Annotated in this window: 23 protein-coding genes and 1 riboswitch; of the genes, 12 read left to right on the plus strand and 11 right to left on the minus strand. The window is 71.1% G+C overall.

Going from position 1 to position 23,727, the window contains the following annotated elements:
* Nucleotides 1-183: 183 nt before the first annotated feature.
* Nucleotides 184-1,566 (plus strand): pyridoxal-dependent decarboxylase, encoded by a 1,383-nt coding sequence (locus ABZW30_RS24510; protein WP_355673321.1) that lies wholly within the window; start codon nucleotides 184-186, stop codon nucleotides 1,564-1,566.
* Between the two features lie 73 nt (nucleotides 1,567-1,639).
* On the opposite strand, the gene ABZW30_RS24515 is transcribed toward ABZW30_RS24510, so the two are convergent.
* The gene (locus tag ABZW30_RS24515; RefSeq protein ID WP_355673322.1) at nucleotides 1,640-2,500 is read right to left on the minus strand and encodes a GNAT family N-acetyltransferase; all 861 of its coding nucleotides are present in this window, start codon (nucleotides 2,498-2,500) and stop codon (nucleotides 1,640-1,642) included.
* A 245-nt stretch (nucleotides 2,501-2,745) separates the two neighbouring features.
* Here ABZW30_RS24515 and erpA point away from each other — a divergent pair, with 245 nt between their 5' ends.
* Nucleotides 2,746-3,099, plus strand: coding sequence for an iron-sulfur cluster insertion protein ErpA (gene erpA / locus ABZW30_RS24520; protein ID WP_355673323.1), 354 nt, complete (start codon nucleotides 2,746-2,748; stop codon nucleotides 3,097-3,099).
* A gap of 113 nt (nucleotides 3,100-3,212) precedes the next feature.
* Here erpA and ABZW30_RS24525 read toward each other — a convergent pair whose 3' ends face one another.
* Together ABZW30_RS24525 and ABZW30_RS24530 are read right to left on the minus strand one after the other, a co-directional pair.
* The gene (locus ABZW30_RS24525; protein ID WP_355673324.1) at nucleotides 3,213-3,902 is read right to left on the minus strand and encodes a hypothetical protein; all 690 of its coding nucleotides are present in this window, start codon (nucleotides 3,900-3,902) and stop codon (nucleotides 3,213-3,215) included.
* A 92-nt stretch (nucleotides 3,903-3,994) separates the two neighbouring features.
* Complete coding sequence (locus tag ABZW30_RS24530; protein WP_355673325.1) at nucleotides 3,995-4,204, minus strand: hypothetical protein; 210 nt, start codon at nucleotides 4,202-4,204, stop codon at nucleotides 3,995-3,997.
* Between the two features lie 274 nt (nucleotides 4,205-4,478).
* Here ABZW30_RS24530 and ABZW30_RS24535 point away from each other — a divergent pair, with 274 nt between their 5' ends.
* A complete protein-coding gene (locus ABZW30_RS24535; RefSeq protein WP_355673326.1) occupies nucleotides 4,479-5,456 on the plus strand; it encodes a carbohydrate kinase family protein in 978 nt (325 codons plus the stop codon).
* Between the two features lie 10 nt (nucleotides 5,457-5,466).
* Here ABZW30_RS24535 and ABZW30_RS24540 read toward each other — a convergent pair whose 3' ends face one another.
* A complete protein-coding gene (locus ABZW30_RS24540) occupies nucleotides 5,467-6,999 on the minus strand; it encodes an aminotransferase class V-fold PLP-dependent enzyme (protein ID WP_355673327.1) in 1,533 nt (510 codons plus the stop codon).
* A gap of 352 nt (nucleotides 7,000-7,351) precedes the next feature.
* Here ABZW30_RS24540 and coxB point away from each other — a divergent pair, with 352 nt between their 5' ends.
* From coxB to ABZW30_RS24560, 4 genes are all read left to right on the plus strand, one after another.
* The gene (gene coxB / locus ABZW30_RS24545; protein WP_355673328.1) at nucleotides 7,352-8,206 is read left to right on the plus strand and encodes a cytochrome c oxidase subunit II; all 855 of its coding nucleotides are present in this window, start codon (nucleotides 7,352-7,354) and stop codon (nucleotides 8,204-8,206) included.
* The gene (gene ctaD, locus ABZW30_RS24550; RefSeq protein WP_355673329.1) at nucleotides 8,203-9,978 is read left to right on the plus strand and encodes a cytochrome c oxidase subunit I; all 1,776 of its coding nucleotides are present in this window, start codon (nucleotides 8,203-8,205) and stop codon (nucleotides 9,976-9,978) included. The genes coxB and ctaD overlap by 4 nt, the downstream gene beginning before the upstream one ends.
* Nucleotides 9,978-10,394: a cytochrome c oxidase subunit 4 gene (locus ABZW30_RS24555; protein WP_355673330.1), complete on the plus strand. Its 417-nt coding sequence runs from the start codon at nucleotides 9,978-9,980 to the stop codon at nucleotides 10,392-10,394. The genes ctaD and ABZW30_RS24555 overlap by 1 nt, the downstream gene beginning before the upstream one ends.
* Before the next feature lie 178 nt (nucleotides 10,395-10,572).
* Complete coding sequence (locus tag ABZW30_RS24560; RefSeq protein WP_355673331.1) at nucleotides 10,573-11,826, plus strand: Ig-like domain-containing protein; 1,254 nt, start codon at nucleotides 10,573-10,575, stop codon at nucleotides 11,824-11,826.
* Nucleotides 11,827-11,862: 36 nt separating this feature from the next.
* On the opposite strand, the gene ABZW30_RS24565 is transcribed toward ABZW30_RS24560, so the two are convergent.
* The 5 genes from ABZW30_RS24565 to ABZW30_RS24585 form a co-directional block, all read right to left on the minus strand.
* Nucleotides 11,863-12,234, minus strand: a complete 372-nt coding sequence (locus ABZW30_RS24565; protein WP_355673332.1) for a GntR family transcriptional regulator — start codon at nucleotides 12,232-12,234, stop codon at nucleotides 11,863-11,865.
* Nucleotides 12,235-12,336: 102 nt separating this feature from the next.
* The gene (locus ABZW30_RS24570) at nucleotides 12,337-13,995 is read right to left on the minus strand and encodes a ubiquinol-cytochrome c reductase cytochrome b subunit (protein ID WP_355673333.1); all 1,659 of its coding nucleotides are present in this window, start codon (nucleotides 13,993-13,995) and stop codon (nucleotides 12,337-12,339) included.
* Nucleotides 13,992-15,044 (minus strand): Rieske 2Fe-2S domain-containing protein, encoded by a 1,053-nt coding sequence (locus tag ABZW30_RS24575; protein ID WP_355673334.1) that lies wholly within the window; start codon nucleotides 15,042-15,044, stop codon nucleotides 13,992-13,994. The genes ABZW30_RS24570 and ABZW30_RS24575 overlap by 4 nt, the downstream gene beginning before the upstream one ends.
* A gap of 8 nt (nucleotides 15,045-15,052) precedes the next feature.
* Nucleotides 15,053-15,862 (minus strand): c-type cytochrome, encoded by an 810-nt coding sequence (locus ABZW30_RS24580; RefSeq protein ID WP_355673335.1) that lies wholly within the window; start codon nucleotides 15,860-15,862, stop codon nucleotides 15,053-15,055.
* A 188-nt stretch (nucleotides 15,863-16,050) separates the two neighbouring features.
* The gene (locus tag ABZW30_RS24585) at nucleotides 16,051-16,671 is read right to left on the minus strand and encodes a heme-copper oxidase subunit III (protein WP_355673336.1); all 621 of its coding nucleotides are present in this window, start codon (nucleotides 16,669-16,671) and stop codon (nucleotides 16,051-16,053) included.
* Between the two features lie 397 nt (nucleotides 16,672-17,068).
* Here ABZW30_RS24585 and ABZW30_RS24590 point away from each other — a divergent pair, with 397 nt between their 5' ends.
* The 3 genes from ABZW30_RS24590 to ABZW30_RS24600 all read left to right on the plus strand — a co-directional run bounded on the left by ABZW30_RS24590 (nucleotide 17,069) and on the right by ABZW30_RS24600 (nucleotide 20,444).
* A complete protein-coding gene (locus ABZW30_RS24590; protein ID WP_355673337.1) occupies nucleotides 17,069-17,494 on the plus strand; it encodes a hypothetical protein in 426 nt (141 codons plus the stop codon).
* A gap of 118 nt (nucleotides 17,495-17,612) precedes the next feature.
* Entirely contained in the window at nucleotides 17,613-18,689 is a 1,077-nt protein-coding gene (gene trpD / locus ABZW30_RS24595) for an anthranilate phosphoribosyltransferase (RefSeq protein WP_355673338.1), read from the plus strand.
* Nucleotides 18,690-18,824: 135 nt separating this feature from the next.
* Nucleotides 18,825-18,942, plus strand: a riboswitch (SAM riboswitch).
* 50 nt (nucleotides 18,943-18,992) lie between these two features.
* On the plus strand, nucleotides 18,993-20,444 hold the full coding sequence (locus tag ABZW30_RS24600) for an aminotransferase class V-fold PLP-dependent enzyme (protein ID WP_355673339.1): 1,452 nt from the start codon (nucleotides 18,993-18,995) through the stop codon (nucleotides 20,442-20,444).
* A 3-nt stretch (nucleotides 20,445-20,447) separates the two neighbouring features.
* On the opposite strand, the gene ABZW30_RS24605 is transcribed toward ABZW30_RS24600, so the two are convergent.
* Together ABZW30_RS24605 and ABZW30_RS24610 are read right to left on the minus strand one after the other, a co-directional pair.
* On the minus strand, nucleotides 20,448-20,729 hold the full coding sequence (locus tag ABZW30_RS24605; RefSeq protein WP_030240061.1) for an Lrp/AsnC ligand binding domain-containing protein: 282 nt from the start codon (nucleotides 20,727-20,729) through the stop codon (nucleotides 20,448-20,450).
* Nucleotides 20,730-20,770: 41 nt separating this feature from the next.
* Nucleotides 20,771-21,553, minus strand: a complete 783-nt coding sequence (locus tag ABZW30_RS24610) for a rhomboid family intramembrane serine protease (protein ID WP_355673340.1) — start codon at nucleotides 21,551-21,553, stop codon at nucleotides 20,771-20,773.
* A gap of 201 nt (nucleotides 21,554-21,754) precedes the next feature.
* On the opposite strand from ABZW30_RS24610, the gene ABZW30_RS24615 reads away from it, so the two are divergent.
* Together ABZW30_RS24615 and ABZW30_RS24620 are read left to right on the plus strand one after the other, a co-directional pair.
* The gene (locus ABZW30_RS24615; protein ID WP_355673341.1) at nucleotides 21,755-22,018 is read left to right on the plus strand and encodes a hypothetical protein; all 264 of its coding nucleotides are present in this window, start codon (nucleotides 21,755-21,757) and stop codon (nucleotides 22,016-22,018) included.
* Nucleotides 22,019-22,149: 131 nt separating this feature from the next.
* A complete protein-coding gene (locus ABZW30_RS24620) occupies nucleotides 22,150-23,634 on the plus strand; it encodes an NYN domain-containing protein (RefSeq protein ID WP_355673342.1) in 1,485 nt (494 codons plus the stop codon).
* Nucleotides 23,635-23,727 lie beyond the last annotated feature (93 nt).

Below are 23,727 nucleotides of genomic sequence, written 5' to 3' on the forward strand. Positions count from 1 at the left end.
GGGAAGCGGGTACGCAGGAATCCTGCGCGGACCCGTCCGAAGACGCTCGAAACCTGCCTGACCAGCCGCGTTCCGACGCGCGGCGAACCACCCCCGCTGCCTACGCTGATCACGTCCGGCCAGCGCGGTGAGGCGTCCCGCAGACCGGATCCCCCCGACACCCCACAGCCGAGAGGGACAGCCGTGTCCGCAGCACCCGACCGCATGCACCGGCCCGACAACGAACTGGTCGACCTGGTTTTCGACTACATGCGGGAGCGGCTGCAGTACGACCCGGTCCCGCTCGACCACCCCGGTGACGGCGAGCACCTGCGCGTCCAGCTGGCCGGCCTGCTCAACCAGGACGGCAACAACCCGGCCGACGTGCTCAAGCTCTACGACCACGAGCTGTCCCGCGCGGTGATCTCCGCCGACAGCCCGCGCTACCTGTCCTTCATCCCGTGCGCCCCGACCAAGGCCGCGCTGCTGTTCGACATGGTCGTCTCCTGCGCGTCGCTCCAGGGCATCTCCTGGCTGGAGGCGGCCGGCGCGATCGCCGCCGAGAACCAGGTGCTGCGCCTGATAGCCGACCGCGCGGGCCTGCCCCAGACGGCCGGCGGCTGCTTCGTCTCCGGCGGCTCGGCGGGCAACCTGTCCGCCCTGGTCGTCGCCCGCGACACCGCCCGCCGTCGCCTCGCCAACGACGGTCGTCACAGTGGTCCGGAGGCTCGGCTGCGGATAGCCGTCGCCGACCAGGTCCACTCCTCGGTCAAGAACACCTTCAACATCATCGGCGTCGAGGCCTTCAAGGTCCCGACCGTGAACCGGCGGTTCACCGGCGAGGCGCTGCGCGCCGCCCTGGCCGCCGACCCGAACCCGGAAACGGTGATCGCCGTCGTCGGCACCGCCGGCACCACCAACGAGGGCATCGTCGACGATCTCAAGGGCCTGGCCGAGGTCGCCCGCGAGCGCGACCTGTGGTTCCACGTGGACGGCGCCTACGGTGGCGCGGGCCTGTTCGCCCCCTCGGTGCGCGAGCGCTACGACGGCATCGAGCACGCCGACTCCTTCGTGGTCGACCCGCACAAGTGGCTGTTCGCCCCCTTCGACTGTGCCGCGCTCATCTACCGCAACCCGCAGCTGGCCCGCGCCGTGCACACCCAGGACGCCTCCTACCTGGACGTCCTGCACACCGAGGGCGACGAGTGGAACCCCACCGACTACGCCTACCACCTGACCCGGCGTGCCCGCGGTCTGCCGCTCTGGTTCTCGCTGGCCGTCCACGGCGTCCAGGCCTACACCGACGCCATCGAGACCGGCCTCACGCTCGCCCGGGACACCGCCCAGCTGATCCGCGAGACCGAGCACCTGGAGCTGCTGTTCGACCCCCAGCTCTCGGCCGTCTGCTTCAAGCGCAAGGGCTGGACCAACGACGACTACTACCGCTGGTCGCAGCAGCTGCTCGCGGACCAGATCGGCTTCGTCACCCCGACCGGCTGGGACGGTGAGACGGTCGCCCGCTTCGCCTTCCTGCACCCGGGCACGACCATGGAGATGGTCCGGGAGATCCTGGACACCATGGCCTGACCGAGGCTCCGCCCGTACGGCCCCACCGGCTCGCCCGGTGGGGCCGTACGCGTGCGCCCGCCCCGGTGCCCGGCTACAGGAACGCCCCGTTCGGCAGGTACGGGCTCGGCGGCCGCATCCCGCGCACCCCGACGAATCCCCTGGTCTGCGGCGTCAGTCCGACCTCCAGCCCGACGTCCAGGGCCCACTCCTGCTCGGCGGTCAGGTAGTCCACCCGCGCCTCGACCCCGTCCGGCACCCGGGCCAGCGCCTCACGCAGCAGCCGGGCGGCGATCCGCTTGCTGCTGGCGGCCAGCAGTCGCACCGTGCCGCCGTCGCGGTAGCAGTAGCCGCTGCCGGCCAGGGCGTCGGCGATCAGCAGCTCCTCGAAGTGCCCGAGCATCAGCTCGTGGTCCGGGCCGTGCGCGGACCCGCGCAGCCGCCGGTCCACCGAGTCCAGCAGGTGCAGGTGGGTGATGTTGCCGCGGTGCACCGGGATGTCCCCCGGGTCGATCAGCCCCTGCCGGTCCACCCGCCCGGTCAGCCGCATCGCCGGGTGCAGGGTGAACCCGGCCAGCCGGTAGCGGCGGGCCGCCGCGGGGGAGGGGGAGGCACAGACCATCCCGCGCAGGCAGCCCCGCGCGTGCGCCGTCGCCCGTTCCAGCAGCAGCCGCCCGACCCCCTTGCCCTGGGCGGACGGGCGGACCGCGAACAGCGAGGGCGTCCACAGGCCCTCGCGGCGCATCGACAGCACCACCCCGACCGCCTGCCCGTCGCTCTCCGCCAGCCAGCAGCCCCCGGGATCGGTGCTCGCCAGGTGCCGGGTCCGGGCCAACTGCAGCGGTGTCGGCTTGGGCGGCGCCGGAGCGGCGGTCGGCTCGGCGAAAGCGGCGGAGGACAGTTCCTGAACGACCTCCGCGTCTTCTGCGGTGTCCCTGAGCTGGCGAAGGATCATGCCGACCATCCTGGCGTCCGACGGGCGGCCGCGGGGCCGGTTCACCCGGATCCATGACACGGGCGGTGACCTGCGCTCCCCGGTTGTGCGAGCATGGGGAGCGTAGGGGACGCGGGTGGCACACCCGGCCCACGGAAGACAGGCGCCGAACAGGCCGAGGAAATCCATCGCCGTCCGGGAAATGAAACCGGACGGCCGGTGGTTGGCACTGGCGGCAGACCGTCGTCAAGACCGGGAGAAAGCAGATGACCGTCCAGGACGAGACCACCGTCGAGAGTGGCATCCTCCTTACCGATGCCGCCGCGGCCAAGGTCAAGGCCCTGCTGGAGCAGGAAGGCCGCGACGACCTCGCGCTGCGCGTCGCCGTCCAGCCCGGTGGCTGCTCCGGCCTGCGTTACCAGCTGTTCTTCGACGAGCGCTCGCTCGACGGCGACGTGGTGAAGGACTTCAACGGCGTCAAGGTCGTCACCGACCGGATGAGCGCCCCGTACCTGGGCGGCGCCACCGTCGACTTCGTCGACACCATCGAGAAGCAGGGCTTCACGATCGACAACCCGAACGCCACCGGCTCCTGCGCCTGCGGCGACTCCTTCAGCTAAGCCTGAAGCGCGGCCGAGCCCGCAAGCAGTGAGGCGGCCCCGGGGATCTCCCCGGGGCCGCCTCACGCGTTTGCGGGTCCTTGCCGGGTCCGCCGAAACCCGGGAGACAGGCCCTACTGGGCCGCGCCGTCCGGGGTCACCGGGTCCGGGCCGGCGTGAGGGTCGCCCTCCAGCGGCACATCCTGGCCGCTGGTCCTGTCGACCACCGTCCGCCCGGCCAGCGGCGAACGCAGATCGGCGGCGACCGCCTGGCGCTTGGCCAGCGCGGTGCAGACGTGGCCCGGCTGGACCGTCGGCGGGCCGGGCACGACCTCGACGGCCACCTTGCCCGCCTGCGACTCGTCCGCCTTCAGCGCGTACTTGGTGCAGACCCCGCCGAAGAAGTAGACGGTCAGCTTGCCGCCGTCCGCCCGGTAGGCGACCGGCGGACGCACCGCCGGACCGGCCCCCGTGCCGGCCGGGTCGGGCTCGCCCGGGGCGATCGCGTTGCCCGGGGGAGTGGCCGCGCCCGACGGCTGCCCCGGGGCCGGCGAGGCCGGGGTGGGGGCCCAGCCGGTCGGCGGCACCTGGCTCGGCTGGCCCGGTGTGCCGGACGCCGTCGCGGACGGGGTGCCGGAGGGCGTCGGGGCCTGCGGGGTGGCGCTCGCCGAGGCCGAGGCGCTCGTGGTGGCGGACGCGCCGGCCGAGTCCGCCGAGCTCTTGCCGTCCCCGTTGCACCCGGCCACCGTCACCATCGCCGCCAGCGCCACAGCCGCCAGGGCCACCACGCGCCGACCACGCCGGGGCATCGTCTCCAGATCCATCTGCACATCCTCCCGAGGGCTCAGCGGCGCCGCCTCCTCGGCCGCTCCGCGCGGATGTGACGTGCCCCGGTCGGATCCGGTTCCGGAACGGATCAGATTCCGTACTCGGCCATTCCGGCGACCAGGCGCTGCGCCCCGGACGGGACCCGGACGCCGACGGAGGCGGGGACGGCCGGCTCCGGGGCCGCCGCCGGCAGCGGCCAGAACCGGCGCAGCCGCCGGGAGGAACTCACCAGCGCGTCGAGGGTCTCGCCGTCGGTGTCGGCCCGGCGGGCGGACGGCGGGGAGTGCTTGGGCATCATCGGGCATCGCTCCGATCCAGAGCCGTGGCGGCACTGCCACGGTCGACGGGCCCGCCCGGTCCGGCCGGGCCCCTGAGTCCGACCCTAGGCCCGGTCTCCGCACACCCACCAGTGCTACCCGGAGGTAGTACACGTTCGAGGGCAAGGGGTGCCACCATGTCCGGTGGGGGGCGGCTTGAGTGGCACTCTTGCTGCCGCACGGCGCGGGCCCGGTACCGTGGGTGGGTTCATCCACCCCGCCCGCTGGCACTGTTGCCATCTTGAGGAGACCCCCGTGCGTATCGCCGTCGCCGGCTCGATCGCCACCGACCACCTGATGACGTTCCCCGGTCGGTTCGCCGACCAGCTCGTCGCCGAGCAGCTGCACACCGTGTCGTTGTCGTTCCTGGTCGACGCCCTGGACATCCGCCGCGGCGGGGTCGCGCCGAACATCGCGTTCGGCATGGGCGTGCTCGGGCTGCGGCCGGTCCTGGTCGGCGCCGCCGGTGCGGACTTCGCCGAGTACCGCAGCTGGCTGGAGCGCAACAACGTGGACTGCGAGTCCGTCCACATCTCCGAGACCCGGCACACCGCCCGCTTCATGTGCACCACGGACGAGGACCACAACCAGATCGCCTCGTTCTACACCGGCGCCATGGCCGAGGCCCGCAACATCGAGCTCAAGCCGATCGCCGACCGCGTCGGCGGCCTCGACCTCGTCCTGATCGGCGCCGACGACCCGCAGGGCATGGTCCGCCACACCCAGGAGTGCCGCACCCGCGGCTACGCCTTCGCCGCCGACCCGTCCCAGCAGCTGGCCCGCCTGGACGGCGACGACATCCGCGAGCTGGTGGACGGCGCCGCGTACCTGTTCACCAACGAGTACGAGGCCGCGCTGATCGAGAACAAGACCGGCTGGGGCGCCGAGGAACTGCTCACCCGCGTCGGCACCCGGGTCACCACCCTGGGCAGCAAGGGCGTCCGGATCGACCGCAAGGGCGAGGCCCCGATCCTGGTCGGCTGCGCCCAGGAGGAGGCCAAGGTCGACCCGACCGGCGTCGGCGACGCCTTCCGGGCCGGCTTCCTGACCGGCCTGTCCTGGGAGCTGGACCTGGAGCGTGCCGCCCAGGTCGGCTGCATGCTCGCCACCCTGGTGATCGAGACCGTCGGCACCCAGGAGTACGAGCTGCGCCCGAGCGCCTTCCTGCGGCGCTTCGAGGAGAACTACGGCGCCGAGGCCGCCGCGGAGATCCGCGCGCACCTGGTCAAGTAGTCCCGCTTCCTCAGGAGCGACGCAGGACGAGATAGGCCGAGCCCCGGTCACCGCCGAAGTCGGCGGCCGGGGCCTCGCCGGCGTACTCGTGCCCGCGCATCTCGCACCAGGCCGGAATGTCCAGCCGGGCCGCCTCGTCGTCCGCCAGTACGGCGACGGTGCCGCCCACGGGCACCTCGCCGATCCGCTTCGCCAGCTCGATCACCGGCAGCGGGCACCGCTTGCCCAGCGCGTCGACGACTGCGATCCGCCCGCTCGCCCCCGGGCGCTCGGGCCCGGGGGCGACGCTCTCCGCTCCGGCACTGCCTCCTCCGTCGGTCGCGCGTCGCTCATCGCTCTCGGCACCGGCGTGCCCTTCGGCTCGGGGCGGAGTCCCGGTCACCGGCTTCGGCGCGGGCAGGTCCAGCCCGAGCGGGGCCCGGACGCCCGCCACCAGGTCCGGCAGCACGGTGAGGAAGCGCTCCACGTCCGCCTCGGCCGTCCCGTACGGCAGCGAGACCCGGACGTTGCCCTCGGTGAGCACCCCCATCGCGGCCAGCACATGGCTCGGCGTCAGGGTGGAGGAGGTGCAGGAGGAGCCGGAGGAGACCGCGAAGCCCGCCCGGTCCAGCTCGGTGAGCAGCACCTCGCCGTCCACGTACATGCAGGAGAAGGTGACGATGTGCGGCAGCCGCCGCACCGGGTCGCCGACCACCTCGACCTCGGGCACCAGCTGCGGTACCCGGGCCCGGATCCGCTCCACCAGCTCGTGCAGCCGGGCGTTCTCCCGCTCGGCCTCGGCCCGTACGGCGCGCAGCGAGGCGGCCGCGGCCACGATCGCCGGGACGTTGACGTAGCCGGGCACCCGGCCGCCCTCGCGCTCGTCGGCCGGCAGCGGCGAGGAGTACCGGACTCCCTTGCGCACGGCCAGGATCCCGACCCCGGGCGGCCCGCCCCACTTGTGCGCGCTCGCGGTCAGCAGCGACCAGCCCGCCGGGACGTCCACCCGCCCGACGCTCTGCGCCGCGTCCACCAGCAGCGGGACCCCGGCGTCGGCGCACAGCGTGGCGACCTCGCCGACCGGCTGGACGGTGCCCACCTCGTGGTTGGCGCTCTGCAGCGCGGCCAGTGCGGTGTCCGGGCGCAGCAGGGCGCCGAAGGCCTCCGGGTCGACGCGGCCGGCGCGGTCCACCGGGACCACCGAGACCTCGCCCCCGCCCGCCTCGTGGCGCTCGGCGACGTGCAGCACGCTGGAGTGCTCCACCGCGGAGTGCACCAGGTGCCCGCCGCGCCGCCGGTTCCCGGTCAGGGCGCCCAGCAGACCGAGTTGGACGGCCTGCGTCCCGCTCGCGGTGAAGGCGATCTCGTCCGCCCGTGCGCCCAGGACGGCGGCCACCGTCTCGCGGGCGGCGTCCAGCAGCATCCGGGCCTGTCGGCCGGAGCGGTACAGCCGGGCCGGATCGGCCCAGCCCTCGTCCAGGGCGGCGGTCAGGGCCTGCCGCGCGACGGGGTGCAGAGGGGCCGTCGAAGCCACGTCGAAGTACACGGTCACATTTAACGACACACCTGGGAGTGTCCCTGCGCCGTTCGCACTGCTCACCGGCCGTCAGTCGATCACCCCGAATGTCCGCTTCGTCCGCGACCGACGGGCCGTCACTCACGTTGTTCGAGGTCATCCCCCGATCGGGGGTAAGGACCTCGAATGCCTACGATGACCTGCGATGCAGCCGCTGCCGGGCCTGATCGGGCGACCGGGCGGCGCGTTACCGGGGGCTGCCCGTCAGGAGCGCATAAGGCTGGAGTAGGGTTTGGCCCGCATAAGCATTCAAACCGTGCCCGTGGACGGGTCGCCGGGGAGGCTCACAATCCGCCTTCGGTGCGACGCGAAGGCGGGCGAGACTTCGGGAAGGCGCTACGTGAGTCCCAACGGCTCCGACCGCTCGCCGCGGCGCACGATGCGGCGGAAGCTGCCTCAGGCGCTGGCACTGGGCCTCGTCATCGCGACCGCCACCGGCTGCTCGGCCAACGACCTCCCCAGGCTTGGCCTCCCGAGCCCGGTCACGAAGGAAGGGCCCATGGTCCTCCAGATGTGGCAGGGCTCCTGGATCGCGGCGCTGGTGGTCGGCGTACTGATGTGGGGTCTGATCATCTGGAGCGTGATCTTCCACCGGCGCAAGCGCACCGGTGTGGAGATCCCTCCGCAGACCCGGTACAACGTGCCCATCGAGGCGCTCTACACCGCGGTCCCCATCATCATCGTCTCGGTCCTCTTCTACTTCGTCGCCCGCGACGAGGCGAAGCTGACGTCGGTCTCCGCGAAGCCGCAGCACTACGTCAACGTGGTGGGCTTCCAGTGGAGCTGGGCGTTCAACTACGAGAACACCGAGACCCCCGACCCGGCCAACAAGGACGCCGCGTACGAGGTCGGTACGCCCAAGGACGCTCCGACGCTCTGGCTTCCGGTCAACGAGACGGTGCAGTTCCGGCTCACCTCTCGTGACGTCATCCACGACTTCTGGCCCGTCAACTTCATGATGAAGATGGACGTCGTGCCGGGCGTGGTGAACAAGTTCGAGGTCACCCCGACCGTCAAGGGCGAGTACATGGGCAAGTGTGCCGAGCTCTGCGGCGTCGACCACTCGCGCATGCTGTTCAACGTCAAGGTCGTCGACCGCGCCGACTACGACAAGCACCTGGCCGAGCTTCGCGCCAAGGGCCAGAACGGTGCTGTGCCTTCCGGCCTCATCACCATGGGAAGTGAAGAGAAGTGACCATCCTCAACGAGCCCGCCGCGGCCGGCGGGGGCGCCGAGGCCGTCACGGTCGGGGCGCAGCGGACCCGGAAGCCGGGTTCGACCATCATCAAGTGGTTGACCACCACTGACCACAAGACGATCGGCACCCTGTACCTGGGCACGTCGTTCGCCTTCTTCCTGATCGGTGGCATCCTCGCCCTGGTCATGCGCGCCGAGCTGGCTCGTCCCGGGACCCAGATCCTGTCGAACGAGCAGTTCAACCAGGCGTTCACGATGCACGGCACGATCATGCTGCTGATGTTCGCGACGCCGCTGTTCGCGGGTTTCTCGAACTGGATCATGCCGCTGCAGATCGGCGCCCCGGACGTGGCCTTCCCGCGTCTGAACATGTTCGCGTACTGGCTGTACCTCTTCGGTTCGACCATCGCGGTGGCGGGCTTCGTGACCCCGAACGGCGCCGCCGACTTCGGTTGGTTCGCCTACTCCCCGCTGTCGGACGCGGTGCACTCGCCCGGCGTCGGCGGTGACATGTGGATCATGGGTCTGGCCTTCTCCGGCTTCGGCACGATCCTCGGTGCGGTCAACTTCATCACCACGATCATCTGCATGCGCGCTCCGGGCATGACGATGTTCCGGATGTCGATCTTCGTCTGGAACGTCCTGCTGACCTCGGTGCTGGTCCTGCTGGCCTTCCCGGTGCTGGCCGCCGCGCTGTTCGCCCTGGAGGCCGACCGCAAGTTCGGCGCCCACGTCTTCGACCCGGCCAACGGCGGGGCGATGCTGTGGCAGCACCTGTTCTGGTTCTTCGGCCACCCCGAGGTGTACATCATCGCGCTGCCGTTCTTCGGCATCGTGTCGGAGATCATCCCGGTCTTCAGCCGCAAGCCGATGTTCGGTTACTCCGGTCTGATCGCGGCCACCATCGCGATCGCCGGTCTGTCCGTGACGGTGTGGGCGCACCACATGTACGTCACCGGACAGGTACTGCTGCCGTTCTTCTCGTTCATGACCTTCCTGATCGCGGTCCCGACCGGTGTGAAGTTCTTCAACTGGGTCGGCACCATGTGGAAGGGCTCGCTGAGCTTCGAGACGCCGATGCTGTGGACGGTCGGCTTCCTGGTCACCTTCCTCTTCGGCGGTCTGACCGGTGTCCTGCTGGCCTCGCCGCCGATCGACTTCCACGTCTCGGACTCGTACTTCGTCGTCGCCCACTTCCACTACGTGGTCTTCGGCACCGTCGTCTTCGCGATGTTCGCCGGCTTCCACTTCTGGTGGCCGAAGATGACCGGCAAGATGCTGGACGAGCGCCTCGGCAAGATCACCTTCTGGACGCTGTTCTTCGGCTTCCACACCACCTTCCTGGTACAGCACTGGCTCGGCGCGGAGGGCATGCCCCGCCGCTACGCCGACTACCTGGCCTCGGACGGCTTCACCACCCTGAACACCGTCTCGACCATCGGCTCCTTCGTGCTCGGCCTGTCGATCCTGCCGTTCCTCTACAACGTCTGGAAGACCGCCAAGTACGGCGAGAAGGTCACCGCGGACGACCCGTGGGGCTTCGGCCGCTCGCTGGAGTGGGCGACCTCCTGCCCGCCGCCGCGGCACAACTTCCTCACCCTGCCCCGGATCCGCTCCGAATCCCCGGCCTTCGACCTCCACCACCCGGAGATCGCCGCGCTGGACTACCTGGAGAACCACGGTGAGTCGGCCAAGCACCTCGCCGGTGTGACCCCGGCGAAGTACGACGCCCCGCAGCTGGGCAAGGGCAAGAAGGAGGGCGACGCCTGATGAAGGAACAGGGAAAGATCTTCCTCGGCCTGTCGGTCTTCGTGCTGGCCATGGCCATCACCTACGGCCTGTGGACGAACAACTCGGGCCCGGGTCTGGAGGCCGCCGGTACCACGGCGCTGTTCCTGGCCTTCGCCCTCTGCGCCTTCATCGGGTACTATCTCGCCTTCACCGCCCGCCGGGTGGACAGCGGCGCGGGTGACAACCCCGAGGCCGAGGTCGCGGACGACGCCGGCGAGCTGGGCTTCTTCGCCCCGCACAGCTGGCAGCCGCTCTCGCTGGCGCTCGGTGGCGCGCTCGCCTTCCTGGGTGTGATCTTCGGCTGGTGGCTGATGTTCTGGGCCGCCCCGATCATCCTGATCGGCATCTTCGGATGGGTCTTCGAGTTCTACCGCGGTGAGAACCAGAACCAGTAAGGTTCCGATTCTGCCGACAGGGCCGGTCCCCCCGCACGGGGGGACCGGCCCTGCTGCGTCGCGGGAGTGACCGCCTCACTCACCCGGGTGAACGGAGGGGCGCTCGGATGTCGTTCGATCCGGGTCGTTCCTACGATCTGATCAATCGTGCGAATTGTGCGAAACCTCGGAGGCGGTCATGGCCGGCAGGCGTGGAATCGTGGGTATCGGCGGCATCTCACTGACCCTGGCAGTACTGGCCCCGCTGGCCGCCTGCTCGTCCGGCGAGGACGAGTCCAGACCTCACCGGATCGACGCGGCGCGGCTCGTCCACCTCTCGGCCAAGGGCAAGGTCGACCCGTCCCAGCCGGTCACCGTGACGGCCGTGGAGGGCAGTCGGCTGACCGATGTCACCATGGTCGGCCCGGACGGCCGGATGGTGGCCGGCAAGCTCGCCGACGACCAGCGCAGCTGGCAGACCACCGGCCGGCTGAAGGCCGACACCGCGTACACCGTCCGGATCTCCGCCGACAACGGCAGGAACGGCCGCGGCGACACCACCGCCGACTTCAGGACCCTGACCGCCCAGCGCGTGCTCACCGCAAAGCTCGGCCCGGACTCCTCCGGCAGCGGCGTCTACGGCGTGGGCCAGCCGCTCACCGTCCAGCTGTCCGAGGCGGTGAAGGACCCGCAGGCCCGCCAGGAGGTCGAACGGGCCCTGACGGTGACCTCCCAGCCCGCCGTCACGGGCGCCTGGTACTGGGTGGACGACAAGAACCTGCACTTCCGCCCGGAGGAGTACTGGCCGGCCGGGACGGCCGTCACCCTGGCCTTCGACGACACCGGCAGCCGGATAGCGGACGGCCTCTACGGCGGCGACCGCAGCTCGCTGCGGCTGCGGATCGGCGCGCGGGTCGAGTCGGTGGTCGACGCCGCCGCCCACGAGCTCACCCTCAAGCGCGACGGCGTGGTGGTCCGGACTATGCCGGTCACCACCGGCAAGCCCGGCTTCGACACCCGCAACGGCATCAAGGTGGTGCTCGGCCAGGAGCGCTCGGTCCGGATGAACGGCGAGACGATCGGCATCGCGGCCGGCGGCTCGGATTCCTACGACCTGAACGTCGAGTTTGCCACCCGGGTGACCTGGAGCGGCGAGTACGTCCACGCGGCGCCCTGGTCGGTCAGCTTTCAGGGGTACGAGAACGTCAGCCACGGGTGCACCGGCATGAGTACCGACAACGCCCACTGGTTCTACGACAACACCCGGGTGGGGGACCTGGTGACGGTGGTCAACAGCCGCGGCGCCAGGATGGAGCCCTTCGGCAACGGCTTCGGGGACTGGAACGTCTCCTGGACGGACTGGGTCAAGCACAGCGCCCTCGGGCAGCCCCTCAGCACCATCGCACCGGACTCCCAGGCCCATGCCTCGGGGATGGTGCGGCCGGAGGTCTGAGACTGTCACTCCTCCGCTCGCGGCCTCGGGGGCGGCTCAGGCCTCGGGGTAGGCCAGCCCCAGCGCGGTGACCACGGCCGCCAGGGCGTCCTGGCGGGACAGGCCCAGGCGGCTCGCCCGCTCGGCGTACTCGCCGGCGGCCACGGCGGCGAGCCGGTGGGCGGTGTCCCCGGTGGCGGCGATCAGGGTGCCGCGGCGGCCGTGGGTCTCCACCACGCCGTCCGCCTCCAGTTCCCGGTACGCCCGGGCCACCGTCCCGGCGGCCAGTCCCAGCTCCTCGGCCAGCGCCCGTACGGTCGGCAGCCGCAGCCCGGTCGGCAGCTCGCCGGTGCGGGCCTGCTCGGCGATCTGGGCGCGGATCTGCTCGTACGGGGGAGTGGCGGCGGCGGGGTCGACGGACAGCTGCACGGGGGCTCCTGGAAGCGGTGCGGGTACGGGAAAGCCCGAGGGCCGCCGACCAGATGAACTCTGGTCAGCGGCCCTCGGGGTGACGCGGGGGTGCGTACGGGATCAGTGGTGGCCGTGGCCGCTGGTGATCTCGTGGTGCTCCTCGGCGGTCGGCTTGGGGATCTGGCTGCCCTCGCCGTAGAAGCCGCGGGAGAGCTTGGCCCGGGTGCGGGTGAGGACGCCGGCCTTGCGGGCCACGCCGTTCTCGTCCGTCTGGGCCGGCAGCTCGACCGGCTGGATCTGCTCGTGCGCCGTGAGCGTGTGCAGGTCCTTCTGCGGCAGCTGGGCGTGGATCTCGACGAACTCACCGTGCGGCAGGCGCTTGATGACACCCGTCTCGCGGCCGTGCAGCACCTTCTCCTTGTCACGGCGCTGCAGGCCGAGGCACCAGCGCTTGGTGACGATGAAGGTGATGACCGGCACCGCGAAGAAGCCGACGCGGACGAAGTAGGTGATCGAGTTGATCGACAGGTGCAGGTGAGTGGCGAACAGGTCGTTGCCACCACCGACCAGCAGCACCAGGTACAGGCTGATCCAGGCGGCACCCAGGGCGGTGCGGACCGGGGCGTTGCGCGGGCGGTCCAGGATGTGGTGCTCGCGCTTGTCGCCGGTGATCCAGCCCTCGATGAACGGGTAGACCGCGATCGAGACCAGGACCAGCGGGAAGATCATCAGCGGGACGAAGACACCCAGGTTCAGGGTGTGGCCCCACAGGCTGATCTCCCAGCCCGGCATGACACGGATCAGACCCTCGGAGAAGCCCATGTACCAGTCGGGCTGGGCGTCGGTCGACACCTGGTCCGGACGGTACGGACCGTAGGCCCAGATCGGGTTGATCGTGGCGATCGCCGAGATGGCGGCGATGAGGCCGAAGACCAGGAAGAAGAAGCCACCGGCCTTGGCCATGTAGACCGGCATCAGCGGCATGCCGACGACGTTCTTCTCGGTCTTGCCCGGGCCCGCCCACTGGGTGTGCTTGTGGTAGAAGACCAGGATCAGGTGCGCCACCAGCAGGCCGAGCATGATGCCCGGGATCAGCAGCACGTGGATGGTGAAGAAGCGCGGCACGATGTCGTGGCCGGGGAACTCGCCCCCGAACAGGAACATCTGGACGTAGGTGCCGATCAGCGGGACGGCGAGGATCGCGCCTTCCATGAAGCGGATACCGGTGCCCGACAGCAGGTCGTCCGGCAGCGAGTAGCCGAAGAAGCCGTCGAACATGCCCAGGACCAGCAGCAGGAAGCCGAAGACCCAGTTGATCTCGCGCGGCTTGCGGAACGCGCCGGTGAAGAACACGCGCATCATGTGGACGAGCATCGCGGCCACGAAGACCAGGGCGGCCCAGTGGTGGATCTGCCGGATCAGCAGACCGCCGCGGATCTCGAAGCTGATGTCCACCGTGGAGGCGTACGCCTCCGACATCCCGATGCCCTTGAGCGGCACGTACGAGCCGTTGTAGACGACCTCGGCCATCGACGGCTTGAAGAACAGCGTCAGGTAGACACCGGTCAGGATGATGATGACGAACGTGTAGAGGCAGATCTCGCCCAGCATGAAGGACCAGTGGTCCGGGAAGATCTTGCGCAGGTTGGCCTTGGCGAGGGAGTAGATCCCCAGCCGACCGTCCGTCCAGTCAGCCGCGGCTTCCCACTTGTTGGCGGGATTGGCGCGCGTGCTGGAGGGCTTGGCGGCACCGGTCGTGGTGCTGCTCGCGCTACTCATCGAGCACGCTCCCAGAAGCTCGGGCCGACAGGCTTCTCGAAGTCGCCGGTGGCGACCAGATTGCCCTTCTCGTCAGTGGTGATCTTCAGCTGCGGCAGCGGGTGGCCGGCCGGGCCGAAGATGACGCGCGCGCCGTCCGCCAGGTCGAAGGTCGACTGGTGGCAGGGGCAGAGCGCGTGGTGGGTCTGCTGCTCGTAGAGGCTGATCGGGCAGCCGACGTGGGTGCAGATCTTGGAGTAGGCGAGGATGCCCTCGAAGCCCAGCTCCTTGGACTTGTCGTCCTTGATGTCCTCCGGCGCGATGCGCACCAGCATCAGGGCGTCCTTGGCGATCTGCTGCTGGAAGTCCTCGCTGTGGGTGGTCAGACCCTCCGGCATGGCGAAGGTCAGCGAACCGACGGCGATGTCCTCGGGCCTCATCGGCTGGTTGGTGTTCATGTTGATCAGTGCCAGCGGCTTGGCCGGGGTCGCCTCCTTCCAGCCCGTCTCCTGCAGCTTCTTCTCGGGCAGCGGGCCGAGGTCGCGGAGCAGGACCACACCGGAGAGCGGGACCAGCGCCATCGAGCCGATGAGGGTGTTGCGGATCATCTTGCGGCGACCGAAGCCGGACTCGGCGGCACCGGTCTTGAACTGCTCGATGACGTCCGCGCGAACCTCGTCGGAGGCCTCGATCGGGTGACGCTCGGACGGCATCTCGACGTCCGACATCAGGGTGCGGGCCCAGTGGACCGCGCCCGCGCCGATCATGAACAGGGCGACGCCCAGGGTCAGACCGAGCGCGAAGTTCAGCGCGCTGACCTTCCCGAGCGGGAAGATGTAGACGATCTTGTCCGGGTCGATGGCCACGTACGAGGCGATGAAGCCGACGGTGGCGAGCATCGAGACCACGAACATCAGCGAGACCTGGCGCTCGGCGCGCTGGGCGGCCCGCTCGTCGATGTCGGTGCGACGGGGCTCGTGGGCCGGCAGGCCCGGGTCGGCGAAGGGGTTGCCGTGCTCGGCGACCTCGCCGGCGGAGCCGTGCGACTCCGGGAGCTTCTCTTCTGACATGTCGTGGCTCATGACTTCTTGGCCTTGGTGGTGTGGGCGGCGACCCAGATCGCGACCGCGATGAGCGTGCCGAGCCCGAAGATCCAGCCGAACAGACCCTCGGTCACCGGACCGAGGCTGCCCAGCGTGAGACCACCGGGGTTGGGCTCTTCGCTAGTGGTGTGGCGGACGAAGGCCACGATCTGCTTCTTCTGCTCCTCGGGCATGGTGGTGTCCGGGAACGACGGCATGTTCTGCGGGCCGGTCTGCATGGCCTCGTAGATGTGCTTGGCGTCCACGCCCTCCAGCGACGGGGCGTACTTGCCCTTGGTCAGGGCACCGCCCTGGCCGGCGAAGTTGTGGCACTGGGCGCAGTTGGTGCGGAACAGCTCGCCACCCTTGGAGATGTCCTCGGGGTCGGTCGAGGTGTACTGCTTCGATTCCGGCGTGACCGGGCCGGGGCCGAGGGAGGCGACGAAGGCGGCGAGCTGGTCGATCTCGGCCTGCGAGTAGATGTCCTTCTTGCGCGGGACCTGCGCGCCGGGCTGCTGGGCCGGCATGCGGCCGGTGCCGACCTGGAAGTCGACAGCGGCGGAGCCCACGCCGACCAGGCTCGGGCCTTCGCTGCTGCCCTGGCCGTTCAGGCCGTGGCAGGAGGAGCAGCCCACGGCGAAGAGCTTCTTGCCCTCATCGATCGCGAGCGACTGCGCGGCGACGTCGGCCTGCGCCTTGTCGGCGGGCGCGAACGCGGCGTACAGCCCCCCGGTTGCCGCCAGGGCGAGAAGTAGGACGACCAGCGCCGCCAATGGGTGGCGCCGTCGTGCGGAGAGCTTTTTCACGGAATAACCCCGGTGTCAGGATCTGGTCGACTGGTGGGTGCACCCGGCGGCCGGTCTGGCCGGCACGAGGCTGCCTGTTCCAAGGCTGCGCGCGCGGTCGGTCGGTGGGAGCGTCGGCACCGGCAGAAGCGGCCCGTCGCCGATGAGGGCGGGGACCGCAGCCGGTGGCCAGCGACCTGATCAGCTGGTTACTTGATCAGGTAGATGGTCGCGAACAGGCCGATCCACACGACGTCGACGAAGTGCCAGTAGTACGACACGACGATCGCGGCGGTGGCCTGCTCGTGCGTGAAGCGCTTGGCTGCGTACGTCCGTCCCAGGACCAGCAGGAAGGCGATCAGACCACCCGTCACGTGCAGCCCGTGGAAGCCGGTGGTCAGGTAGAACACCGTGCCGTACGGGTCGGAGGACAGCGAGAGGCCGTCCTTCTTGACCAGCTCGGTGTACTCGTAGACCTGGCCGCCGATGAAGATCGCGCCCATCATGAACGTGATGATGAACCACATGCGGAGCTTCTTCACGTCCCCGCGCTCGGCGGCGAACACGCCGAGCTGGCAGGTCAGCGAGGAGAGCACCAGGATGGTCGTGTTGACCGAGGAGAAGCCCACGTTCAGGGCGTGCGCCTTCTCGGTCCAGAACTCGGCTCCCTTGACGGAGCGGAGCGTGAAGTACATCGCGAAGAGGGCCGCGAAGAACATCAACTCGGAACTGAGCCAGACGATCGTTCCGACGCTGACCATGTTCGGTCGGTTGACCGACCCGTGCGCGTGCCCGGTTTCTACTGCTGTTGCTGTCGCCACGACGGACATTATGTCGGTCCCTTATTCCGTCTTCACGCCGGGGGGTGTCCCTCGGAGTGTCCGGTGCGTGCGGTATGCCCGCTTGGCGGCCGACGGGGTGTCCGGACGGCGATTGGGCAGCGGCGTGTCCCTTTTCTGACGGTTCCTCGGAGCGGCCCGCGACCCCGTTGCCCGGCGCGTCGTTGCACGGTCGGCGCAGCGTCCGGTTGTAGGGGGCAGGGTGCCCGGTCGGCCGTCCGGGTGGTCTGGGCGGGTCAGGGTGACGGGCCGTCCTCCGGGCGGGTGAGCCGTGGGCGCGGCGACTTGAGGGTGAACGTGCGCGATGGGGGCTCGGGAGCGGGGGAAACGGGAGTAGCATCCGGATCAGGTGAACGTGGTCCGGATCACACTTGAGGGAGCAGGACCCATGGCGTACACGACCGACGAGACGCTCACCGTCCTCGTCTACAGCGACGACCGCAACACCCGCGAGCAGCTGCTGACGGCGCTCGGCCGTCGGCCCGCCGAGGATCTTCCGGAGCTGTCCTACCTGGAGTGCGCGACCACCCCCGCGGTGCTCAAGGCGCTGGAGAAGGGCGGCATCGACCTCTGTGTCCTGGACGGCGAGGCGGTGCCGGCCGGCGGGCTCGGCCTCGGGCGCCAGCTCAAGGACGAGATCTACGGCTGCCCGCCGGTGCTGGTGTTGATCGGCCGGCCGCAGGACTCCTGGCTCGCCGCCTGGAGCCGGGCCGACGCCGCGATCTCCCGCCCGGTGGACCCGGTCGCGCTGGCCGGGGCGGTGGCCACCCTGCTGCGGGCCCGACTGGCCAAGCGGACCCCGGCCACGCGTTGAGCGGTGTTGTCTCACCACTAGAGAAGACACCGCCGTAGGAACCCCACCGCTGGATAGGCTGGCTCCATCCGTACGGACGTCCCCGGTGTAGGGGAGCCGACAATAGCTGGAGTCAGCCATGGTGAACGTGAACCCTGCGAACGGTGGTACCGACCCCGCGCAGGTGGTCCGCACCTGGCCGGACCTCCTGGCGGCGCTGTTGAAGGGGGAGGACCTCGACCGCTCGTCCACCGCGTGGGCGATGGACCGGATCATGAGCGGCGAGGCGTCCCCCGTCCAGGTGGCCGGGTTCATGGTGGCGCTACGGGCCAAGGGCGAGTCGGTCGAGGAGATCTCCGGGCTGGTCGACGCGATGTACGAGCACGCCGAGCCGCTGGACATCCCCGGCCCGGCGGTGGACATCGTCGGCACCGGCGGCGACCGGGCGAAGACCGTCAACATCTCCACCATGTCGGCGATCGTCGCGGCGGCCACCGGGGCCAAGGTGGTCAAGCACGGCAACCGGTCGGCCTCCTCCACCAGCGGCTCCTCGGACGTGCTGGAGAAGCTCGGGGTGGCGCTCGACCTGTCGGCCCGCCGGGTGGCCGAAGTGGCCGAGGAGGTCGGGCTCACCTTCTGCTTCGCGGCGAAGTTCCACCCCTCGATGCGGCACGCCGCCACCGCGCGGCGCGACCTCGGGGTGCCCACCGCCTTCAACATCCTCGGCCCGCTGACCAACCCGGCCAAGGTCACCTCGCACGCGATCGGCTGCTTCGACACCCGGCTCGCCGGCCTGATCGCCGGGGTGCTCGCCCGGCGGGGGGCGACCGCACTGGTGTTCCGCGGCGACGACGGGCTGGACGAGCTGACCATCACCACCACCTCGCGGGTGTGGCTGGTGCGCGACGGGGTGGTCACCGAGACCACCTTCGACCCGCGGGACGTCGGCATCGAGCTGGTCGGCATCGAGGCGCTGCGCGGGGCGGACGCCGCGTACAACGCCGAGGTCGCGCGCCGGCTGCTGGCCGGGGAACGCGGGCCGGTGCGGGACGCCGTGCTGCTGAACACCGCGGCGGCGCTGGTGGCGCTCGACCTGGGCGACGCGCCGCTGACCGAGCAGCTCGCGACGGGCATGGCGCGGGCGGCGGAGGCGATCGACTCGGGCGCGGCGCAGGATCTGCTGCGGCGCTGGGCGGACGTCACCAGCCGTAGCTGAGGCGGCAGTTGAGGGCCCGTGCCGGTTCGTCGGCGCGGGCCCTTCGCGCGCCCCGGAGGAGAGCGGGCGAGAGCACTGTCCGGATGGTGGATTCCTGTTTGACCGCTCGACGGACCCGACCTAGAGTCCTGGCCAGGTCATGAGTGACAGCGTCAAGCCCCAGCTTGCTGTCCGGCAACCCTCCGTCCGTGGCGGGGTGCCCTGGGTGAGGACCGGGTCGCTCGGCAAGCCGTCCGTGCGACAAGCGCGGACGCCCGACGACTGGCACTCCCGGGGTCCCTACCCCCGAAGGAGTGCATCCTCATGTCCGTCTCCCACCCGTCGCCCGCCACCACCCTTCTTTCGGCGCGCTCCGCGCGGTCCCTCCCATGCGCCCCGCTCGCCGTCCTCGGCCACGACGTCCAGGTCCCGCTGGCCAGCGGGGAGAAGGTCGGCTACGCGGCGCTCGACTACGCGGCCAGCTCGCCGGCGCTCCAGCGGGTGTGGGACGACGTCGCCGCCTACGCGCCCTACTACGGCAGCGTGCACCGGGGTGCCGGGTACCTCTCCCAGCTGTCCACCGACCTGTTCGAGCAGAGCCGCCGCACCGTCGCCGAGTTCCTCGACCTGCGCGAGGGCGACCAGGTGGTCTTCACCCGCGCCACCACCGACTCGCTCAACCTGCTGGCCTCCGCCGTTCCGGCCGGCACCCGGGTGTTCGCCTTCGAGACCGAGCACCACGCCGCGCTGCTGCCCTGGGCGCACGCCGGGCTGGAGGTCGACTACCTGCGGGCGCCGCGCTCGCGGGCCGAGGCGGTGGCCGTGCTGGACGCCGCACTCGCCGGGGCGCCCGCAGGGCCGAAGCTGCTGTGCGTCACCGGGGCCTCCAATGTGACCGGTGAGCTGTGGCCGGTCGCCGAACTGACCGCGACCGCGCACCGGCACGGCGCCCGGGTGGTGCTGGACGCCGCCCAGCTGGCCCCGCACCACCGGGTCTCGGTGCGCGAGCTGGACGTCGACTGGATCGCCTTCTCAGGTCACAAGCTGTACGCGCCGTTCGGCGCCGGGGTGCTGGCCGGGCGGACGGACTGGCTGGACGCGGCCGACCCGTACCTGGCCGGCGGCGGGGCGACCCGGACGGTGGCGCGGGAGGTGGACGGCTCGGTGGCCGTCCAGTGGCACACCGGCCCGGCCCGGCACGAGGCCGGCTCGCCGAACGTCATCGGCGCCTACGCGATCGCCTCGGCCTGTCGGGCGCTGACCGAGGCCGGCTTCGACGCGCTGGAGGCCCGGGAGCGGCAGCTGGTCGAGCGGCTGACGGCGGGGCTGGCGGAGATCCCGCAGGTCAGGGTGCTCAGCCTGTTCGGCGCGACCGGTGACATTCAGAGCGCCGCCCGGGTGGGCGTGCTGTCCTTCGTCGTCCAGGGCTGGAACAGCTCGCACTTCTCGGCCGCGCTGTCCGCCGAGTACGGCATCGGGGTTCGCGACGGACTGTTCTGCGCCCACCCGCTGGTGCGCACCCTGCTCGGGGAGGAGTCCGGGGTGGCGCCCGGTCCGGTCTCCGAGTGCGGGGCGCCCGAGCCCTCGCTGCCGGGCGAGCGCAGCCTGAACGCGATCCGGGTGAGCTTCGGCGCCGGGACGCCGGACGAGCACATCGAGCGCTTTCTGACCGCCGTCCGGGAGCTGGTCACGGACGGCGCGGCCTGGAACTACCGCAACGAGGGTGGCCGTTGCGTCGCCACTGTGCAGATCGACAGGGGCCGTCGCGAGGGCTGAGTCCTACTCGTCCAGGCCGAGGGCGAATGCCGCTTCCAAGTCGTGCTGGGAGTAGGTGCGGAAGGCGATCTGGGTCTCGGTGTGGGCCACGCCCGGGACCTTGTTGAGCCGACCCGGGATGACCTCGGCCAGGTCGTCGTGGCGGCGGACCCGGACCATCGCCACCAGGTCGTAGCCGCCGGTCACCGAGTACACCTCGCTGACGCCCTCGATGGCCGCGATGGCCTCGGCGATCTCCGGGATGCGGTCGACACTGGTCTTGATCAGGACGATGGCGGTGATCACTGTTCGGGCTCCTTTGTGGGGTGCGGCCAGGGTATCGGGCCTCAGCCGGGGCGTCCCGGGGGGCGGCCGACGACGGTGCAGGCGTAGAGGAAGCCGGCCGAGAAGCCGATCACGTGGACCAGGTAGGCCACCCCGGGCCCGGCCGAGTGCACCGACCACCACTGCAGGGCGAACCAGAGGCCGAGCACCAGCCAGGCCGGGAAGCGCAGCGGGAGGAAGAGGAGCAGCGGGACCAGGGTGGTCACCCGGGCGCGGGGGTGGAAGCGCAGGTAGGCGCCGAGCACGGCGGAGATCGCGCCCGAGGCGCCGATCAGGACCCGGGTGGAGTCCGCCGAGTGCGCCTCGGCGAGCGCGAAGCCGTACGAGGCCAGGCTGCCGCCCGCCAGATAGAAGAGGAGGAACCGGGCCCGGCCGAGTCGACGCTCGACGGTGGGGCCGAAGACATAGAGGAAGAGCAGGTTGCCCAGCAGGTGCAGCCAGCCGGCGTGCAGGAAGAGCCCGGTGAGGGCGGACACCGCCGGGTGCTTGCCGGGGGTGGGGGCGGCCGGGCAGCCGGGGACCGGGTCGGGGGCCTCGGCCAGCTGTTCGGCGGTCAGCGGGTGTCCGGCCAGCAGTTCGGCCGGTACGGCGCCCCAGCGCTGCTCGTACCGCTGTTCGGCACAGAGCCGGGCCTGACCCCTGCTGTACAGCGGGTTGAGCCCGGCTGCCGGGCCGAGCAGGAAGACCAGGGTGTTGACCGCGATCAGGGCGTAGGTGACCGCCGGGGCGGGCACCGTCGGGCGGCCGTCCCGCGCGTCGGTGTGGTCGGGGGCCGCGAGTGCCATGCGGCCAAGCATCCCTCCGGACGCCGCAGGTGACACGGCGGTTTACGGCAGGTGGACTAGCCCTCGGGTTCTGGTAACCGGTGGTCGTGGTGGTTGCCCCAGGCAATAGGCTTGGGGCGGGCATTCCCGCCTCCCGCCGCCGACGCCGGGGCTCCGGGGGGAGCGCCTAGCCCACCCAGGGACCAGCCGAGAGGATCCCCGATGACCGTCCCCGCTCTGACCGCCGAGACGCGCTGGCGCTGCACGCTGTGCGGCAACCTCACCCGCTTCGACGTGACCCGCACCGCGCGGGTGACCGAGTTCCTGCACTTCGACCTGGCCGGCGAGTCCAAGGTCGAGGAGACCGAGGTGCTCAGCGAGACGATCGAGTCGGTGCGCTGCCGCTGGTGCAACGCGGTGGACCAGGTCGAGCTGGTGGCCCGTCCGGGCGCCGAGGGCGCGGAGGCCCACGCCGAGCAGGGCTGATCCCCGCCGGTGCGGTGGGCGGTGCGCGACGCGCCCGTCCGCCGCACGGGACAATACAGACAAGACGCACGGAGCGTGACGACAGGGGCGGCCGCGGCCGCACCCGCTGGACCAGGATCGGAGCCGAGGACGTGGTGGACGCAGCGAAGGAGCCCGCCGAAGCGCAGGGGCTTCAGCCCGCTGCGCCGACACCGGAGCCGGGCGCCGGGGCGGCGCCGTCCGAGGCCCCCCTCCCGGAGGGCGCTGACCCTGAGACCGCCGAGTCCGGTGGGTCCGGAGCCCCGGACGCCGTTTCGGAGGGTGCGGTCGAGAAGCTCGGCCGGCCGCTGCCCGAGGGAGTGCGCCGGCGCGTGGTCGGGCTGGCCTCGGACGCGCTGGGCGGACTGCCGTCGGCGGAGTTGCCGCAGAGCCTGCGTCAGTACGTCAAGTTCACCCCCGCGCGCCGGGCCAAGTACGCGGCCACGGCGCTGGCGGCGGCGCTGGAGTCCGAGCCGGCCTTCCGGGTGCGCATAGCGGAGCGGCTGCGGCTGGGCCAGCCGGATCTGGTGAAGGCACTGGAGTCGGGCACCGTTCCCGGCGCCGCCGATCCGATGGACGTCGCAGCCGCCGCCTATCTGGTGCGCTCGGCCGGCTGGAGCCGACTGGTCACCGAGGCCGGCGAGGAGGCCGAGCGGGCCGGCGCCGAGGACGCGGCCGCGGAGGCCGGCCGGCTGGTGGAGAAGCTGCAGGCCGAGCTGGCCGAGGTGCGGGCGGCCGCGCGGGCCGACCTGGACCGGCAGCGCGCGGAGTTCGAGGGCGTCCGGCGGGAGGCCGAGTCGCTGCGCAAGAAGGTGCGCTCGCTGGAGAGCGACACCCGGCGGGCGCAGGCCGAGACCCGGCGGGTGGCCGGGGAACTGGAGGCCGCGAAGGCGCAGGCGGCGAGTGAGCGCGGCGCGGCCGAGAGCGAGGCACGCCGGCTGCGGCACCGGGTGTCCGAGCTGGAGAACGTCGCCGAGCAGGGCCGCCGTTCGGCCCGCGAGGGGCGCAGCGTCGAGGACATGCGGCTGCGGCTGCTGCTGGACACCGTGCTGCAGTCGGCGCAGGGGCTGCAGCGGGAGCTGGCACTGCCGGTCTCCCAGATCCGCCCGGCGGACCTGGTCGAGGCGGTGGTGCCGGGGGCGGCCTCACCGCACGACGTGGCCCGGCGCGGCTTGGCGGAGGACGACCCGGCGCTGCTGGACCAGCTGCTGGCGATCCCGCAGGTCCACCTGGTGGTGGACGGCTACAACGTGACCAAGACCGGCTATCCGACGCTGCCGCTGGAGCAGCAGCGGATCCGGCTGCTGGGCGGGTTGGCGATGCTGGCCCAGCGCACCCAGGCGGAGGTCACCTGTGTGTTCGACGGGCAGGACCTGGACGTTCCGGTGATCATGGCGCCGCCGCGCGGGGTTCGGGTACGGTTCAGCCGGACCGGTGAGACCGCGGACGAGCTGATCCGTCGTCTGGTGCGTGCCGAGCCGCAGGGCCGTCCGGTGGTGGTGGTGTCCACCGACCGGGAGGTGGCGGAGGGCGTGCGCAAGGCGGGTGCGCGCCCGGTGGCCTCGGTGCTGCTGCTGAACCGGCTGGCTCGGCCCTGACCTCGGCTTTGACCTCGGTCCGGGCGGGGTGACACCTGTTTATCGCCCGTTTTGCAAGGGTGTGCGGATCCCGTGAAGTCAGCGTGGGAACCG

It is taken from the genome of Kitasatospora sp. NPDC004669 (assembly GCF_040609455.1).
Classification (GTDB): Bacteria; Actinomycetota; Actinomycetes; order Streptomycetales; family Streptomycetaceae; genus Kitasatospora.